Raw genomic sequence first — 14,280 nt, forward strand, 5'->3', positions numbered from 1 at the left:
AAAAGCGGGCCGGCTGCAAAACCGGATTAACGGCAAGGGCGAATGGACGGGAAAGCTGATCAATCTTTGTCCGGAAGGTCCTTCCAGGCGCCGCTACGCAGTATCTCCAGCGGCTGGTACTGGCTCTTGTAACTCATCTTCTGGCACTGGTGAATCCAGTAACCGAGATACAGGTATGGGAGTTGTAGCCGGCGGCATTGTTCGATTTGCCACAGCAGAGCCATGACGCCAAGGCTACGTTCAGGCAGATGGGGGTCGAAGAAGGTATAGACGGCAGAGAGACCGTCTTCCAGCTGGTCGGTTACCGCAACGGCCCGGAGTTTGCCGGCCTGGCGGAAACAGTGGAACTGGGTATCGGCCCAGTCGCAGGTCAGAAAGTTGGTGAACTGTTCCTCGGACGGGGGGTACATGTCGCCATCGCCATGACGCTGGTTGATGTAGTCCGCGTAGAGAGAATAGAGCTCACGGGTAAACCGGGCAGGCTCACGGTTGACGACCAGGTCATCATTGACCTTGCGAATCCGACGATGGCGGCGTTTGGGCTGAAAATCCGATACCCGCACCCGAGCCGGAATGCAGGCACTGCACTGATCGCAATGGGGACGGTACAGGTAATCCCCGCTACGGCGGAACCCCAGAAGGCTCAGTTCGCTGTAGAGTTCCGGTGACAGAGTGGCCTGGGGGTCCACAAACAGGGTCGAGGCCTGTCGATCTTCCAGGTAGCTGCATGAATGTGCCGGCGTCCGGAAGAAGCGCAGGGTGGAAAGGTCTGTCATGGGGTCAGTGTAGCGAGAAACGAGGGGGCCAGGCTAGATAGCGTCGCTGAGCTGGGGGTCCACAGAGTGCCACTGGTCGGGCTTAAGGCTGTGCGGGTAAGCCTGCCCATTCTGTTGCTGGCCACTGTTCCGGGCCCGGTGTGGCTGTGATTCGCTCTGACAAGAGGGCTTCAAATTGCGGTCTTTCCAGCAGCCTTGCCCCCATGCTCAGCAAGTGGGGATTCTCCACTTGGGCGTCGATCAGGGTGATATCCAGCGCTGGAGCGAGCTTTTTGAGGGCGGCCAAGGCCATCTTGGAGCCGTTACGGCGAGGAGAGACCATGGATTCGCCAAAAAACACCTGTCCCAGCTTGATGCCGTAGATGGCGCCGGCAATGTCGCCGTCCTGCCAGATCTCCAGGCTGTGGGCATAGCCCTGACGGTGCAGCCCCACATACGCCTCGATCATGTCATCACTGATCCAGGTGCCATGACCATCTGATCTGGGTTGGGCACACAGCCGCATGACGCGTTCAAAGGCGCGATCGAGAGTCACCGAAAACTCGCTGTTGCGCAGATGACGTTGCAGGCTGCGACTGATGTGGATGTCGTCAGGAAAGAAAATGCAGCGCGGGGCAGGGGACCACCAAAGAATGGGCTGATGATCGGCATCGTACCAGGGGAAGATACCCCGGGAGTAGGCACGAATAAGTGTGGAGGAGCTCAGATCCGCCCCGGCGGCCAGCAGGCCGTCGGGGTCGGTGAGGGCGTCACGGGTATCCGGGAAAGGACTTCCCGGTTCCAGCCATGGCACCATGACAGGCTAACCGATCACCTGAAGGGCGTTTCAGCCCTTCAGGTTGTCCAGATAGCGTTCCGCATCCAGCGCGGCCATACAGCCAGAGCCGGCAGAGGTGACGGCCTGACGGTAGATGTGGTCGGCCACATCGCCAGCGGCAAACACGCCTTCAATGCTGGTCTGGGTGGCATTGCCTTCGGTGCCGCTCTGAATCTTCAGGTAGCCGTCTTTCATGTTCAGCTGGCCTTCGAAGATATCAGTGTTCGGCTTGTGACCAATGGCAATGAAGACACCCTGCAGTTCGATGTCCTTGCTGCCTTCACCTTTGGTGGACTTGATGCGCATGCCGGTGACACCGCTGTCATCGCCCAGCACCTCTTCGAGTGTGTGATCCCACTCTACAGAGATATTGTCTTTTGCCAGCAGCTTGTCTTGCAGGATCTTCTCGGCGCGCAGGCTGTCACGACGGTGGACCAGGGTGACATGCTCTGCGATATGCGAGAGATACAGTGCTTCTTCCACAGCGGTATTGCCGCCACCGATAACGGCGACACGCTGGCCCTTGTAGAAGAAACCGTCACAGGTGGCGCAGGCGGAGACGCCCTTGCCCATGAACGCTTCCTCTGACGCCAGACCCAGATACATGGCGGAGGCACCGGTGGCGATAATCAGGGCATCACAGGTGTAGGTGCCGCTGTCGCCCTTGAGCGTGAAGGGACGGCTCTGCAACTCCACTTCGTTGATGTGGTCGTACACCATCTCGGTGTCAAAGCGCTCAGCATGCTGCTGCATGCGCACCATCAGGTCAGGCCCCTGAAGACCTTCAACGTCACCAGGCCAGTTGTCCACTTCGGTGGTGGTAGTGAGCTGGCCGCCAGGCTGAATCCCGGTAATCACCACCGGCTTGAGATTGGCTCGGGCGGCGTAAACGGCGGCGGTGTAACCCGCAGGGCCGGAACCAAGGATAATCAGGCGATGGTGCTGCACGTCGCTCATGGAAAACTCCAGTAATAGGGGGTAAGCAGGACGAGAGACCTTTCATGGGGCCTTCAGCCTGCATAATCAAGGCGTGAAAACTACCGTAAAACAGGGCACGCGTGAAGCCTGTCGCTGTGATAGAAAGGATCAATGAACCGGGTTAGGGTGCGGTTTTGTGCAATAATCCCGCAGGCTGGCCCGGCAGGCACACAGCAATGCTGGCCGCCCCACGGTGGATTGACTACAATCGCAATAATTTCAATTTGTTATCGGCATTTTTTAATACGGATTTTTATCTGTTCAATGTCATGGATTTTGTTAAAGGGGTAAGGCGTGAGCAAAACCGCTGCCGGGCAAGGAGAGTCCGGGTTTTCCCGTCATCTCAAGCGCGGGCTGGTCGAGGGCATGGTGATCGCATTGATCGCTCTGTCCATGTACCTGCTGCTGGCGTTGATCAGCTTCGACAGCCGCGATCCGGGCTGGTCGTATGTGGGGCATGTGGATGCCGTGCGTAATGCGGCGGGCCGTGCTGGTGCGTTCAGTGCCGACCTGCTGCTTGGCTTGTTTGGCTACATGGCCTACCTGTTCCCGGTATTGGTGGGATTCTGGGCTGCCAAGGTGCTGCGTGAACGTCATGCCGGGCTGCCCGGTAGCTGGCCGCTGTTCAGCCTCCGTCTGGTGGGCTTTATTTTGACCATGCTGGCCGGTACCGCTCTGTCTTACATGCACTTCAGCATGGGCGACAGCTTGCCGGAAGGTGCTGGCGGCATCCTTGGCCATGAAGTGGGTGCGGCCGCCCTGGATGGCTTCAATCCCCTTGGCGGTACGCTGATCATGGTCGCATTGTTCCTGATCGGGGTGACCATCTTTACCGATCTGTCCTGGATCGCCCTGGCAGAAGGGCTGGGAGCGCTGGTGCTGGGAGCGGTTGAGAAAGTCCCTGCCTGGTGGCAGGCGCGCAAGCGCAAACAGGAGGAGCAGCGGCAGAAGAAAGTGGCCCATGAAAAACGGGCTAAAGTGATCAGCGAGGCCAAGAAAAAAGCCGAAACCCGTACGCCCCCCAAAATTGCCAAGCCCGCGGCTCCGGTGCAAAAGAGTGAGCGGGTACAGAAGGAAAAACAGCAGAAACTGTTCACCACTGAGGTCAGTGGCGAAATTCCGCCGCTGGAACTGCTGGATCCGGTGGAAGAGTCCAAGGGCGGGTATTCTGAGGAAGCCCTCGAAGGCATGTCCCGCCTGCTGGAGATCAAGCTCAAGGATTTCAACATTGAGGCCGAGGTGGTGGCGGTTCAGCCGGGCCCTGTGATCACCCGTTTTGAAATTCAGCCAGCAGCAGGAATCAAGGTTTCCAAAATTACCAATCTGGCCAAGGATCTGGCGCGCTCATTGGCGGTGATCAGTGTTCGGGTCGTGGAAGTCATCCCGGGCAAGACCACGGTGGGGATCGAGATTCCCAACGAACAACGGGAAATGATCCGTTTCACCGAAGTGGTGGGCACCCAGATGTTCGACCAGTCCTCATCGCCGCTGACCATGGCGCTCGGCAAGGATATTGCGGGCAACCCGGTCATGGGGGATCTGGCCAAGATGCCACACCTTCTGGTGGCGGGGACCACCGGTTCCGGTAAATCCGTGGGTGTGAACGCCATGCTGCTGTCCATGCTGTTCAAATCCGGCCCAGACGATGTTCGCATGATTCTCATCGACCCCAAGATGCTGGAACTGGCGGTCTATGACGGCATCCCCCATTTGTTGACCCCGGTTGTAACCGATATGAAAGAAGCCGCCGGCGCCTTGCGCTGGGGTGTCGGTGAAATGGAGCGTCGCTACCGGCTGATGGCCGCCATGGGGGTGCGTAACATCTCCGGCTATAACCGCAAGGTCGATGAGGCGAAGAAGAAGGGTGAACCGATCAAGGACCCGCTGTGGAAGCCTGAAGACCCGATGAATCTTGAGGAAGAAGCGCCCCTTGCCGAGCACCTGCCCTATATCGTCATCGTCATCGATGAATTTGCCGACATGATGATGATTGTGGGCAAAAAGGTGGAAGAGCTGATCGCGCGGATTGCCCAGAAAGCGCGGGCCGCCGGTATTCATCTGATTCTCGCAACCCAGCGTCCCTCGGTGGATGTGATCACCGGTTTGATCAAGGCAAACGTGCCCTCACGTATCGGCTTCCAGGTGTCGTCCAAGATTGATTCCCGAACCGTGCTGGATCAGGGCGGGGCAGAACAGCTGCTGGGTCATGGTGACATGCTTTATTTGCCGGGGGGCAAGAGTGTTCCGGAACGTGTTCACGGTGCCTTTGTCTCAGATGAAGAGGTCCACCGGGTTTGTGACGATTGGCGCAAGCGCGGCGAGCCTAACTACCTGGAAGAAATTCTCGATGGTGGCTCGGATCTCAATGCACCGATGCCCGGCATGGAAGGCGCCGGCGGTGACGGTGATGATGAAAATGATCCGTTGTACGACGAAGCGGTTGCCTACGTGACGCAGTCACGCCGGGCATCCATTTCCTCTGTGCAGCGAAAACTGAAAATTGGCTACAACCGTGCCGCCCGTTTGGTGGAAGCCATGGAGATGGCCGGGGTAGTCAGCGAAGCGGGGCATAACGGCCAGCGTGAGGTAATCGCGCCGCCGCCGGTTTAACCGTGATCTGTCCCGACTAAGGAGTCTTGATGCGTACACTACTGATGGTCGCACTGCTGTTTCCGGCTTTGGCCTGGGCTGGCGCCACCGACGAATTACTGTCCCGCTTGCAGAAACTGCAGTCGTTAAAGGGCGATTTTGAGCAAACCGTGCTCGACAAGGGCGGCACCCACATGCAGCAGGCAGAAGGGCGTTTCCAGGTGGCGCGGGGCAATCAGTTTTACTGGTCCACCACGAGCCCGTTTTCCCAGCTGGCGGTATCGGATGGCAAGACCGTGTGGGTCTACGATGAAGACCTGGAACAGGTCGTGGTGCGCCCCCTGAGCCAGGATCTCGGGCAGACCCCGGCCCTGCTGTTTGGCGGACAGCCAAGCCAGGTGGCCGAGGCGTTCAGCATCAGCGAGCGTGACCGAAATGGCGCGCAAGTGACATACCGCCTGACTCCCAAAGGGGATGACCCGCTTTTCGACCAGCTTGACGTGACCTTCCGTGGCGAACAGCCCATGTCCATGCGGCTTCAGGATGCGCTTGGCCAGCAAACCGTCATCGACTTCCGTGATCTGAAGGTAAACAGTGGCATTGATGCTTCACTGTTCCACTTCACGCCACCGGAAGGTACTGACGTCATCCAGCAGCAATGAACGATCTGTTTGCCGCCGACAATGCCCAGCAGGCGCAGCCTTTGGCGGCTCGCTTGCGCCCCAACAGTCTGGATGACTATGTAGGGCAGCAGCACCTTGTCGGCCCCGGCAAACCCCTGCGCCAGGCACTGGAGCGCGGCCAGCTTCACTCCATGATCCTGTGGGGCCCGCCTGGCACGGGCAAAACCACTCTGGCGCTGATTCTTTCCCAGGCCGTGGACGCGGCGTTTATCACGCTCTCTGCCGTACTCTCTGGCGTCAAAGATATCCGGGCCGCCGTCGAGCAAGCCCAGATACGACTGGCCCAGGGGCGACGTACCGTCCTGTTTGTAGACGAGGTGCACCGGTTTAACAAGGCGCAGCAGGATGCGTTCCTTCCCCATGTGGAGGAGGGCACGATTACCTTTATTGGTGCGACCACCGAGAACCCGTCGTTTGAGCTGAACAATGCCTTGCTGTCCCGGGCACGGGTATACCGGTTGCGGTCACTTGCGGCGGAGGATCTGCGAGGCCTGTTGCAACGCGCGCTTGATGAACCGCGTCTCAATGGCATGACCGTCGACGCGGACGCCGCCGAGCTGCTGCTCAATTACGCCGATGGTGATGCCCGACGCTTGTTGAACATGCTGGAAGTGGCGGCGGATCTGGCGGATGGTGACGCCCCGCGTATCGATGCTGACCTGATGAGCGAAGTGCTGCGCGATGCCGTGCGCCGCTTCGACAAGGGTGGAGACCTTTTCTACGATCAGATCAGTGCCTTGCATAAATCTGTGCGAGGCTCTGATCCCGACGCAGCACTTTACTGGTTCGCCCGTATGCTGGACGCCGGTTGTGACCCCTTGTACATTGCCCGCCGGGTGGTGCGTATGGCCAGTGAAGACATTGGCAATGCTGACCCGCGAGCACTGACCCTGTGCCTGCAAGCCTGGGATGTGCAGGAGCGGCTGGGCAGCCCGGAAGGGGAGTTGGCGATTGCCCAGGCTGTGGCCTATCTGGCCGTGGCCCCGAAAAGCAACGCAGTCTATAACGCCTACAATCAGGCTCGCGCACTGGTACGGGAAAAGCCCACAGATGAGGTACCGCTGCATTTGCGCAACGCACCGACCCAGTTGATGAAGGACGAAGGCTTCGGGGCAGAGTATCATTACGCCCACGATTTCCCCGATGCGTTCGTGGACGGCGAAAACTATTTCCCCTCCAGCTTGCGTCATACCCGGCTCTACCAGCCGGTCAATCGCGGACTGGAGATCAAGGTGGCAGACAAGCTGCAGCGACTGCGCCAGCGCAATGCTGACAGCGACTGGCAACGCTACGGAGAGCTGGATGACTGATGTGGGCGCAGTACCATGGTTGGCCGTGGCAGCAGGGGGTGCAACGGGTGCGTGTCTGCGGTTTGCGACAACCCTGTGGATGGGTGTCCCCGCCATGCCCGCGTGGCCATGGGCCACATTCAGTGTGAACCTGGTTGGCAGTTTCCTGTTCGGGCTGCTGACCGTAGCCTTGGCCAGCCTGACCACCAGTGAAGCGCTGCGTTTGGCGATCATGACCGGCATGCTGGGCGCGCTGACTACCTTTTCGACCTTTTCTTTCGAGTTGGTGCGAATGCTCGAAATCAAAGCCTGGGGGCTGGCGGCGGGCTATGCGTTTGCCTCCGTAAGCATTTGCCTGGCGCTGGGTGTGACCGGCTTGATGCTTGGTCGCATGATCTGGGAATAACGGTTTACCGAGACGCGTCGTCTCTGTGCGACACACTGTTGTCTATTTGAATGATTTGAAACTGGAGTAGAAACACATGCTGGATATTCGTGCCCTGCGGCAGGACGGTGAAGCGATCAAGGCTGCACTGGCCAAGCGAGGCTACAGCCTGGACCTGGCAGCGTTTGCCGAACTGGATGCGCGCCGTAAACAGGCAGACGTACGTTCCCAGGATCTGCAGGCCGAACGCAAGAAAGCCTCCAAGCAAATCGGGCAGCTGATCCAGTCCGGCATGAATGTGGATGAAGCCAAGGCCAAGGTGGCAGAAACCCTCAAGACCCTGGATGCAGAACTGGACCAGGAAGTGGCCAATGCCAAGGCGATTCACGACGAGATCAGTGAATTCCTGATGGGGGTACCCAATGTGCCCCAGGAAGCGGTGCCGGAAGGTAACGACGAAGAAGACAACGTGGAAGTGCGCACCTGGGGCGAACCCAGAGTGCTGGACTTTGAAGCCCGTGACCACGTGGATATTGGTGAGGGTCTGACCAGCGGAGCGCTGGATTTCGATAGTGCCAGTAAACTCTCTGGCGCCCGTTTTGCGGTGATGAGCGGTGCGGTGGCCCGCCTGCATCGTGCGCTGGTGGATTTCATGCTGGACATTCATAGCAGCGAACACGGCTATGAAGAGGTCTATGTACCTTATCTGGTGGGCCCTGAAGCCCTGCGGGGAACGGGCCAATTACCGAAATTTGCCGAAGACCTGTTCAAGATGGAAGGCGAGCGAGAGTTGTATCTGATACCCACCGCCGAGGTGCCTGTCACCAATCTGGTGGCAGACGAGATTCTTGAAGCCGACAGCCTGCCGCGCCGGTATACCTGCCATACCCCCTGTTTTCGTTCCGAGGCAGGCAGTCACGGCAAGGATACGCGTGGCCTGATTCGCCAGCACCAGTTCGAAAAAGTGGAGCTGGTACAAATGGTTCGGCCAGACGAGTCCGATGCGGCGCTGGAGCAGTTGACCGGCCACGCAGAAGCGATTCTCCAGAAACTGGGGCTGCCTTACCGCGTGGTGATCTTGTGTGGCGGGGATCTGGGCTTTTCCTCCACCAAAACCTATGACCTGGAAGTGTGGCTGCCCAGCCAGCAGAAATACCGCGAGATCTCTTCCTGCTCCAACTTCCGCGACTACCAGGCGCGTCGCATGCAGGCCCGCTGGCGGAATCCGGAAACCGGCAAGCCAGAACTGGTACATACTTTGAATGGGTCGGGTCTGGCAGTAGGGCGTACACTGGTAGCCATTCTTGAGAACTACCAGAATGCGGATGGATCGGTCACGGTGCCGGAGGCATTGCGCCCCTATATGAGAGGGTTGGAGCGGCTGCAGTAATACGCTCCCGCCTGTTTGAACCCCCAGGGAGCAATCATGGAATTCCTACCCATTAGCTGGCGACTGCAGGGCAAGCGTGCCCTGTTGGTCGGTGGCGGTGAAGTGGCCTTGCGTAAAGGCCGCCTTTTGCACCGTTCTGGTGCTCTTGTTGATGTCGTTGCTCCTGATGTGTGCGCCGAGCTGCGCCAGATTGTGGCAGAAAGCCAGGGCTCGCTGCGTGAGCGAGCCTTCGAGGAAAGCGATCTTCAGTCTGTGTCGTTGGTGATCTGCGCCACCGACAACAAGGCCATCAATGCCGAGGTGGCTCGGCTGGCGGGGGACAAGGGGCTGCCTGTTAACGTGGTGGACGATCCCTCCCTGGGCGATTTTATCTTCCCGGCTATTGTCGACCGTTCACCGGTGCTGATCAGTATCAGCTCTTCCGGTGCGTCCCCGGTACTGGCGCGCAAGCTGCGCAGCCAGATTGAATCCAGTCTGCCGGCCCGCTGGGGCCGACTGGCCGACCTGATGGCACGGTTCCGGCAGCCCTTGAAGGACAAACTCAATAACGTGGGCGCCCGCCGTCTGTTCTGGGAGCAGGCACTGGACAGCCCGATTGTGGAAAAGGTCCTGGCCGGCAAAGACTCCGAAGCGGAGGCCATGCTCAGTGAGGCGATTGCCGAGGCCGATCCTGAAAGGCTGAGCCGGGGTGAAGTCTATCTGGTGGGCGCGGGGCCGGGAGATCCGGACCTGCTGACCTTCCGGGCGCTACGTTTGCTACAGAAAGCGGATGTGGTCCTATACGACCGCTTGGTAGGCAAGGGTATTGTGGACCTTGCCCGCCGGGATGCGGAAATGGTCTATGTGGGTAAGGCCCGCGACAAACACGCCTTGCCGCAGGACAACATCAACGAGTTGTTGGTGCACTACGCCAAACAGGGCAAGAAGGTCTGCCGCCTCAAGGGCGGTGACCCATTTATCTTTGGCCGTGGCGGGGAAGAAATTGATCTGATTGTCCAGGAGGGCATCGAGTTTCAAGTGGTGCCGGGTATCACCGCCGCCAGCGGCTGTGCCGCCTACGGCGGTATTCCACTGACCCATCGTGATCATGCCCAGTCTGTCAGGTTTGTTACCGGCCACCGCAAAGACGGTACCGTCACCCTGGATTGGGAGCACCTGGTCAGTGAAACGGAAACCGTGGTGTTCTATATGGGGCTGGTCGGGTTACGGCAGATCTGTGATCAATTGATGGCCCATGGCCGCAAAGGCGACACCCCGATTGCGCTTGTCTCCCGGGGCACCACCAATCTGCAGGAAGTGATCACCGGTACCCTGGAGACCCTGCCTGATGATATCGAGGGCCGGGAGATTCATGCGCCCACGTTAATCATTGTTGGCAGTGTGGTGAGTTTGCATCCGAAGTTTGGGTGGTTCAAAAAGAGCAGTGAATAGTTAACAGTCAATAATGAATAGTTGCGCGAGCAACGACGTTATTGCTGTAAACGCAAGAGGCCGCGCCCGTGACTTGTGCGCGGCCTCTTGCGTTGAAGAACAGAAAAATCTAACCGCGAGTTATTAACTCTTCATTGCTCTCCGGGTGTCCCGGTTTTGCCATAACGCCCGGGCTTGCTGCTGTGCTTCTTCCAGGTTTTCGGCTTTATCCAGGCCCCAGAGGGCCACGGCGACCGTTTGGATGACTGCATTTTCGCCGTATTCATCCTGTGCTTCGCCACGCCAGACTTTCTTGAGCATGTCTGCATCGGGGGTGCCGGGCGGAGTGGTGCGGGGGAGGACATTGTCCAGTATGGCGTCGTCCAGCGGCTTGCCGTGGCGGATGCCGGTGATGGCGGTGCGGGCATCCGGGCGGATCTCCAGTTCACCGCCTTCGCCCTTGAAGAGCAGCAGATCACGATCGCCACAGAGCTCTGCCGCGCCCTGATGCAGCGCGATGTAGGCGGGATGGAAGACGCTCTGCATGGATAGCGGGGCCCGTGCCGGGTTGAGACTGCGTGCCAGGGTGTTGATGGGCGAACGCAGGCCAAGATAGAAACGCAGGGTAAGCAGATAAGAGAGTGGGGCGCAGAACTGTTCGATGGGCAGATACGCCAGGCCCTGCCGGGCCAGATGATCACTGGCCTCGCCCACGGTGGTCGCCACCTTAAGCCCCAGGGCCGGCAGCAACTCGTCGGTATAGACTCGATTGGGGGTGTGCGCCGGGCCACCGTGCAGCAGCGTGCGAATACCCTGATCTGCCAACAATACGGTGGCGAGCAAATACCACGGATGGTGCTTCTTCTTGCCCGCGTAACTGGGCCAGTCCAGCTGAACGGCAGGAAAGTCCTGCAGTGTCTCATCACACAGGCCCCGGCAGGCATCCAGAAATCCCGCCAGTTCATCCGGGGTTTCTTCCTTGACCCGTAACAGCATCAGAAAGGCGCCAAGCTGCACGTCTTCGACCTCGCCATCCAGAATCATCTGCATGGCATTGCGGGCTTCTTCCCGGGTCAGGCTTCGGCGGGCACGCTTTCCGCGCCCCAGAGTGCGGACATATTCCGCGAAGGCATGTTCTGTCATTCAAACCTCGCAACACGCCGCTCGCAGCACGGTGGTACGCGGGCTTGCCAGGGGCGTGATATCTACAAATCAGTACCAGCTGGTACAGGGGCCGTGTGTCGCCACCAGATCCAGCAGTGTGGTGTGGTCAATGTGCTCGAGATGGCTTCCTGGGGCGCTCATCTGCGGGTGCGCGAGCAGGTAAGCCAGGCCTTCCAGCGGCAGGGCAGAGGCAAGCAGTAGTCCCGCGTCGGTGAAGACGCAAATATCATCAGGCTGATATAGCGCAAGGAAGCTATCAATACCGGCCCGATCGCCGGGTTTGAGTCCGATCAGATGCAACATGTCAGAACACCAGAACCTGCTGGCAGCCGGTGCGCAGCTCCCGCAGTTCATCGCCATTGAGCGCCTCTGCCTGGAGTGCCCCGGTGCTAGCGCTGTCTGACACCACACAGCGGACCCCAAAATCGGCCAGCTGGAGCAGACTGTCGTTGGCTGGCAGGGCGTTAAGCACGCTCACGCAGTCATTGGTGAGCCACAGCGCTGTGGGCAAGCCAAAGGCGGCGCCGGTCATCAGCATGTCCAGCATTTCCTGAAAGCGGTCACTGAGCGGCGCATTTGCCGTGGCAATGTAGAGGTGGCTAGCCAAACTGAAGTACCCGCTGTGCATTGATCATCGCATCGGCCCATTGCCCCAACCCGACCAGACTGAAGCCGTCGGCCAAAGTGTGTCCTGTGTCACCGGCCACAATGCCGCGGCGCTGGGCTGCGCCGACGCAAACTTCGGCATGGATACCGCTTTCCTGGACCCATTGCTGCCATTGCTGTGCCGCATTGGCATTGTCGCCATCACCCCGCCAGGCATGGCGGTGGCAAAGATGAATGCCATCGGAATAGAAAAACAGACGGTAAAGCTGGTGATCCGGGTGGGCGTGAAGCGCTTTGCAGGAGAGCAGGGCGGTCAAGGCGGCGGGGGAATCCGCCGCCGCATTGACCAGGATGGCAAACTGCATCAATCGTCGCCGCTAAGGGCCGTGAGGATCTGCAGCAAGGACATGAACAGGTTGTAGATGGACACGAACAGGGTCACGGTAGCGAGGATGTAGTTGGTTTCACCACCGTGAATGATGGCGCTGGTCTGCCACATGATCAGCAGGGAAGATAGCAGCACGAACGCGGCTGACACCGCCAGGCTCAGGGCCGGAATGGCAAAGAAGATATTGGCAATGCTCGCTGCGAAGGCCACCAGAATACCAATCATGATGAAGTTGGTCAGGAAGCTGAAGTCCTTGCGGGTGAACAGCGCAATCGCGGACATGGCGACAAAAATAAAGGCGGTACCGCCCAGTGCCATGGTCACGATCTCCATGCCGCCGGGAACCTGGGCGTACATGTTGATGATCGGGCCGGTGGTGAAACCGAGCCAGCCGGTCAGGCCGAATACGGCCAGGATGCCCCAGGCGCTGTTACGCAACATGTTGGTGGCAAACAGCAGTGCGAAATACACACCGATGGTAAGCCACACATTCACAAAACCGATGTTGCTGGCCATGGCAAACCAGGACGCGCCAGTAGCGACAACCAGGGACAAACCCAGCAGCATGTAGGTGTTTTTCAGAACCTGGGCCGCACGCTCGCCGGTGACGGCCATGCCCTGCTGGTGGGGAGCGGAATAGGGATTGGGCTGATTGTTCATAAGGGATCTCATCCTTGGTAATTGTCCCTGTGATGATAAGGCCACGGGGGCCAAAATCAAGGGTTTCCGTGAACGGTAACTCATTGTTTTTATGCGTAGTTCACCCTTTTGGTGCGTAATCAATGGGCCATGACGGCTTTGTGACTCCCATCGCAAGGAGCGGTGCGGGTTTTGACTACCATCTGGGGCGTTAAGGGTAGTGACATAGGGGGATTATCGTGCAATCACTCAGCCTTGAGCCCACAGAACAGGAAATAGCGCTAAAGGATGTGCGTCGCAGCGATGAGCATGGCGTACTCATTGCGGTGCCCGGGCCTCGCGAGCGCCAGTACCGCCCGCTTTTCAGCCGCAAAGGGGTTGCCGGGGGCGGGCACAGCCTTTCTCTCTTCAATGAGCGTTTTCTCGAAGCGCGGCAGCTAAGAGGGCGCCATGAGACCTGCCATGACTTTAATCTGGCATTTATCAACCCCGTGCCGCGTCAGTGCCGTCATCGTCCGGTGGGTTGGTTGCTGGGTGCTGTTATGGGCGCGGCCATCACTGCAGTTGCCACGATGGCCGGCTGGGGGCTGGTCGCATTGGTAACAGCCGGTGTCACGGCTGGACTGTTTGCGGCTGTGGTGAAGAAATGGCGTGACGAATGGCAGTTCGAAACCCGCCATGGCGAGGTACCGGTGTTTCGTGTCACCGTATATCGCCGTGAGCGTGAAGCCTTGCTGAAAATGGTCAAAGCCCTGAGCCGTCGTTGTGAGCACGCCTGGCAGCAATTGCCCCAGGGTAAGGTGCGATTGGCTGCAGAAATGGCGGAGCATCGCCGGTTGCACATGGCTGGTGCTATCGATGAGAGCCAGTACCGGTCTGCCAAGCAACGCATCTTCAGACAGTACTGATCGGGTATCAGGCTCGGGAATTGATCAACATTCCAGCAAACGCCTTGCGCGGCAGCCCGTGGTCGTTGACTGGCTAACGCGCTCATGTATTATTGCTGGCCAGTTCGGAGGGGTGGCAGAGTGGCCGAATGCACCGGTCTTGAAAACCGGCGACGGGAGACCGTCCGTGGGTTCAAATCCCACCCCCTCCGCCATATCGCTATAACAAAAAGGGCTCGCATTGATTGCGAGCCCTTTTTGTTTGTCTGTGTTTTTCTT

15 protein-coding genes and 1 tRNA gene are annotated in these 14,280 nt (G+C 58.9%); 8 read left to right on the forward strand and 8 right to left on the reverse strand.

Annotated features, from left to right (window positions below; all coding sequences use genetic code 11):
* Window positions 1-59: 59 nt before the first annotated feature.
* The 3 genes from D4A39_RS03650 to trxB form a co-directional block, all read right to left on the reverse strand.
* Entirely contained in the window at window positions 60-776 is a 717-nt protein-coding gene (locus D4A39_RS03650) for an arginyltransferase (protein ID WP_119917504.1), read from the reverse strand.
* Window positions 777-858: 82 nt separating this feature from the next.
* Window positions 859-1,572, reverse strand: a complete 714-nt coding sequence (gene aat, locus D4A39_RS03655; protein ID WP_119917505.1) for a leucyl/phenylalanyl-tRNA--protein transferase — start codon at window positions 1,570-1,572, stop codon at window positions 859-861.
* Between the two features lie 30 nt (window positions 1,573-1,602).
* The gene (gene trxB, locus D4A39_RS03660; RefSeq protein WP_022984066.1) at window positions 1,603-2,550 is read right to left on the reverse strand and encodes a thioredoxin-disulfide reductase; all 948 of its coding nucleotides are present in this window, start codon (window positions 2,548-2,550) and stop codon (window positions 1,603-1,605) included.
* A 315-nt stretch (window positions 2,551-2,865) separates the two neighbouring features.
* Between trxB and D4A39_RS03665 the strand changes: the two genes are divergently transcribed.
* From D4A39_RS03665 to cysG, 6 genes are all read left to right on the forward strand, one after another.
* Entirely contained in the window at window positions 2,866-5,181 is a 2,316-nt protein-coding gene (locus D4A39_RS03665) for a DNA translocase FtsK (protein ID WP_119917506.1), read from the forward strand.
* A gap of 29 nt (window positions 5,182-5,210) precedes the next feature.
* On the forward strand, window positions 5,211-5,822 hold the full coding sequence (gene lolA / locus D4A39_RS03670) for an outer membrane lipoprotein periplasmic chaperone LolA (RefSeq protein WP_022984069.1): 612 nt from the start codon (window positions 5,211-5,213) through the stop codon (window positions 5,820-5,822).
* Window positions 5,819-7,153, forward strand: a complete 1,335-nt coding sequence (locus D4A39_RS03675) for a replication-associated recombination protein A (RefSeq protein ID WP_119917507.1) — start codon at window positions 5,819-5,821, stop codon at window positions 7,151-7,153. Before lolA ends, D4A39_RS03675 begins: the two co-directional genes overlap by 4 nt.
* The gene (locus D4A39_RS03680) at window positions 7,146-7,538 is read left to right on the forward strand and encodes a fluoride efflux transporter FluC (protein ID WP_119917508.1); all 393 of its coding nucleotides are present in this window, start codon (window positions 7,146-7,148) and stop codon (window positions 7,536-7,538) included. The genes D4A39_RS03675 and D4A39_RS03680 overlap by 8 nt, the downstream gene beginning before the upstream one ends.
* Window positions 7,539-7,614: 76 nt before the next feature.
* Window positions 7,615-8,907 (forward strand): serine--tRNA ligase, encoded by a 1,293-nt coding sequence (gene serS / locus D4A39_RS03685; protein WP_119917509.1) that lies wholly within the window; start codon window positions 7,615-7,617, stop codon window positions 8,905-8,907.
* 36 nt (window positions 8,908-8,943) lie between these two features.
* On the forward strand, window positions 8,944-10,338 hold the full coding sequence (gene cysG / locus D4A39_RS03690; RefSeq protein ID WP_119917510.1) for a siroheme synthase CysG: 1,395 nt from the start codon (window positions 8,944-8,946) through the stop codon (window positions 10,336-10,338).
* A gap of 123 nt (window positions 10,339-10,461) precedes the next feature.
* Here cysG and D4A39_RS03695 read toward each other — a convergent pair whose 3' ends face one another.
* The 5 genes from D4A39_RS03695 to D4A39_RS03715 all read right to left on the reverse strand — a co-directional run bounded on the left by D4A39_RS03695 (window position 10,462) and on the right by D4A39_RS03715 (window position 13,135).
* Window positions 10,462-11,460, reverse strand: coding sequence for a glycosyl transferase family protein (locus D4A39_RS03695; protein WP_119917511.1), 999 nt, complete (start codon window positions 11,458-11,460; stop codon window positions 10,462-10,464).
* A 69-nt stretch (window positions 11,461-11,529) separates the two neighbouring features.
* Window positions 11,530-11,784 carry a hypothetical protein gene (locus D4A39_RS03700; RefSeq protein ID WP_119917512.1) on the reverse strand — a complete coding sequence of 85 codons (255 nt, stop codon included), beginning with the start codon at window positions 11,782-11,784 and terminating at the stop codon, window positions 11,530-11,532.
* A gap of 1 nt (window position 11,785) precedes the next feature.
* Complete coding sequence (locus D4A39_RS03705; RefSeq protein ID WP_147393876.1) at window positions 11,786-12,088, reverse strand: hypothetical protein; 303 nt, start codon at window positions 12,086-12,088, stop codon at window positions 11,786-11,788.
* Window positions 12,081-12,452, reverse strand: a complete 372-nt coding sequence (gene tusD / locus D4A39_RS03710) for a sulfurtransferase complex subunit TusD (RefSeq protein ID WP_102792225.1) — start codon at window positions 12,450-12,452, stop codon at window positions 12,081-12,083. The genes D4A39_RS03705 and tusD overlap by 8 nt, the downstream gene beginning before the upstream one ends.
* Window positions 12,452-13,135: a Bax inhibitor-1/YccA family protein gene (locus tag D4A39_RS03715; protein ID WP_119917514.1), complete on the reverse strand. Its 684-nt coding sequence runs from the start codon at window positions 13,133-13,135 to the stop codon at window positions 12,452-12,454. The genes tusD and D4A39_RS03715 overlap by 1 nt, the downstream gene beginning before the upstream one ends.
* A gap of 218 nt (window positions 13,136-13,353) precedes the next feature.
* On the opposite strand from D4A39_RS03715, the gene D4A39_RS03720 reads away from it, so the two are divergent.
* Together D4A39_RS03720 and D4A39_RS03725 are read left to right on the forward strand one after the other, a co-directional pair.
* A complete protein-coding gene (locus tag D4A39_RS03720; protein WP_147393877.1) occupies window positions 13,354-14,022 on the forward strand; it encodes a hypothetical protein in 669 nt (222 codons plus the stop codon).
* A gap of 106 nt (window positions 14,023-14,128) precedes the next feature.
* Window positions 14,129-14,216: transfer RNA gene (locus D4A39_RS03725), tRNA-Ser, on the forward strand.
* The last annotated feature ends 64 nt before the right edge of the window (window positions 14,217-14,280 follow it).

The organism is Alcanivorax profundi, from assembly GCF_003597125.1.
GTDB lineage: Bacteria > Pseudomonadota > Gammaproteobacteria > Pseudomonadales > Alcanivoracaceae > Alcanivorax > Alcanivorax profundi.

Bases quoted from the DNA above. Each gene is read 5' to 3' on its own strand.
- D4A39_RS03650 (WP_119917504.1), bottom strand. From the start codon at position 776: ATGACAGACCTTTCCACCCTGCGCTTCTTCCGGACGCCGGCACATTCA.
- aat (WP_119917505.1), bottom strand. From the start codon at position 1,572: ATGGTGCCATGGCTGGAACCGGGAAGTCCTTTCCCGGATACCCGTGAC.
- trxB (WP_022984066.1), bottom strand. From the start codon at position 2,550: ATGAGCGACGTGCAGCACCATCGCCTGATTATCCTTGGTTCCGGCCCT.
- lolA (WP_022984069.1), top strand. From the start codon at position 5,211: ATGCGTACACTACTGATGGTCGCACTGCTGTTTCCGGCTTTGGCCTGG.
- D4A39_RS03675 (WP_119917507.1), top strand. From the start codon at position 5,819: ATGAACGATCTGTTTGCCGCCGACAATGCCCAGCAGGCGCAGCCTTTG.
- D4A39_RS03680 (WP_119917508.1), top strand. From the start codon at position 7,146: ATGACTGATGTGGGCGCAGTACCATGGTTGGCCGTGGCAGCAGGGGGT.
- serS (WP_119917509.1), top strand. From the start codon at position 7,615: ATGCTGGATATTCGTGCCCTGCGGCAGGACGGTGAAGCGATCAAGGCT.
- cysG (WP_119917510.1), top strand. From the start codon at position 8,944: ATGGAATTCCTACCCATTAGCTGGCGACTGCAGGGCAAGCGTGCCCTG.
- D4A39_RS03695 (WP_119917511.1), bottom strand. From the start codon at position 11,460: ATGACAGAACATGCCTTCGCGGAATATGTCCGCACTCTGGGGCGCGGA.
- D4A39_RS03700 (WP_119917512.1), bottom strand. From the start codon at position 11,784: ATGTTGCATCTGATCGGACTCAAACCCGGCGATCGGGCCGGTATTGAT.
- tusD (WP_102792225.1), bottom strand. From the start codon at position 12,452: ATGCAGTTTGCCATCCTGGTCAATGCGGCGGCGGATTCCCCCGCCGCC.
- D4A39_RS03715 (WP_119917514.1), bottom strand. From the start codon at position 13,135: ATGAACAATCAGCCCAATCCCTATTCCGCTCCCCACCAGCAGGGCATG.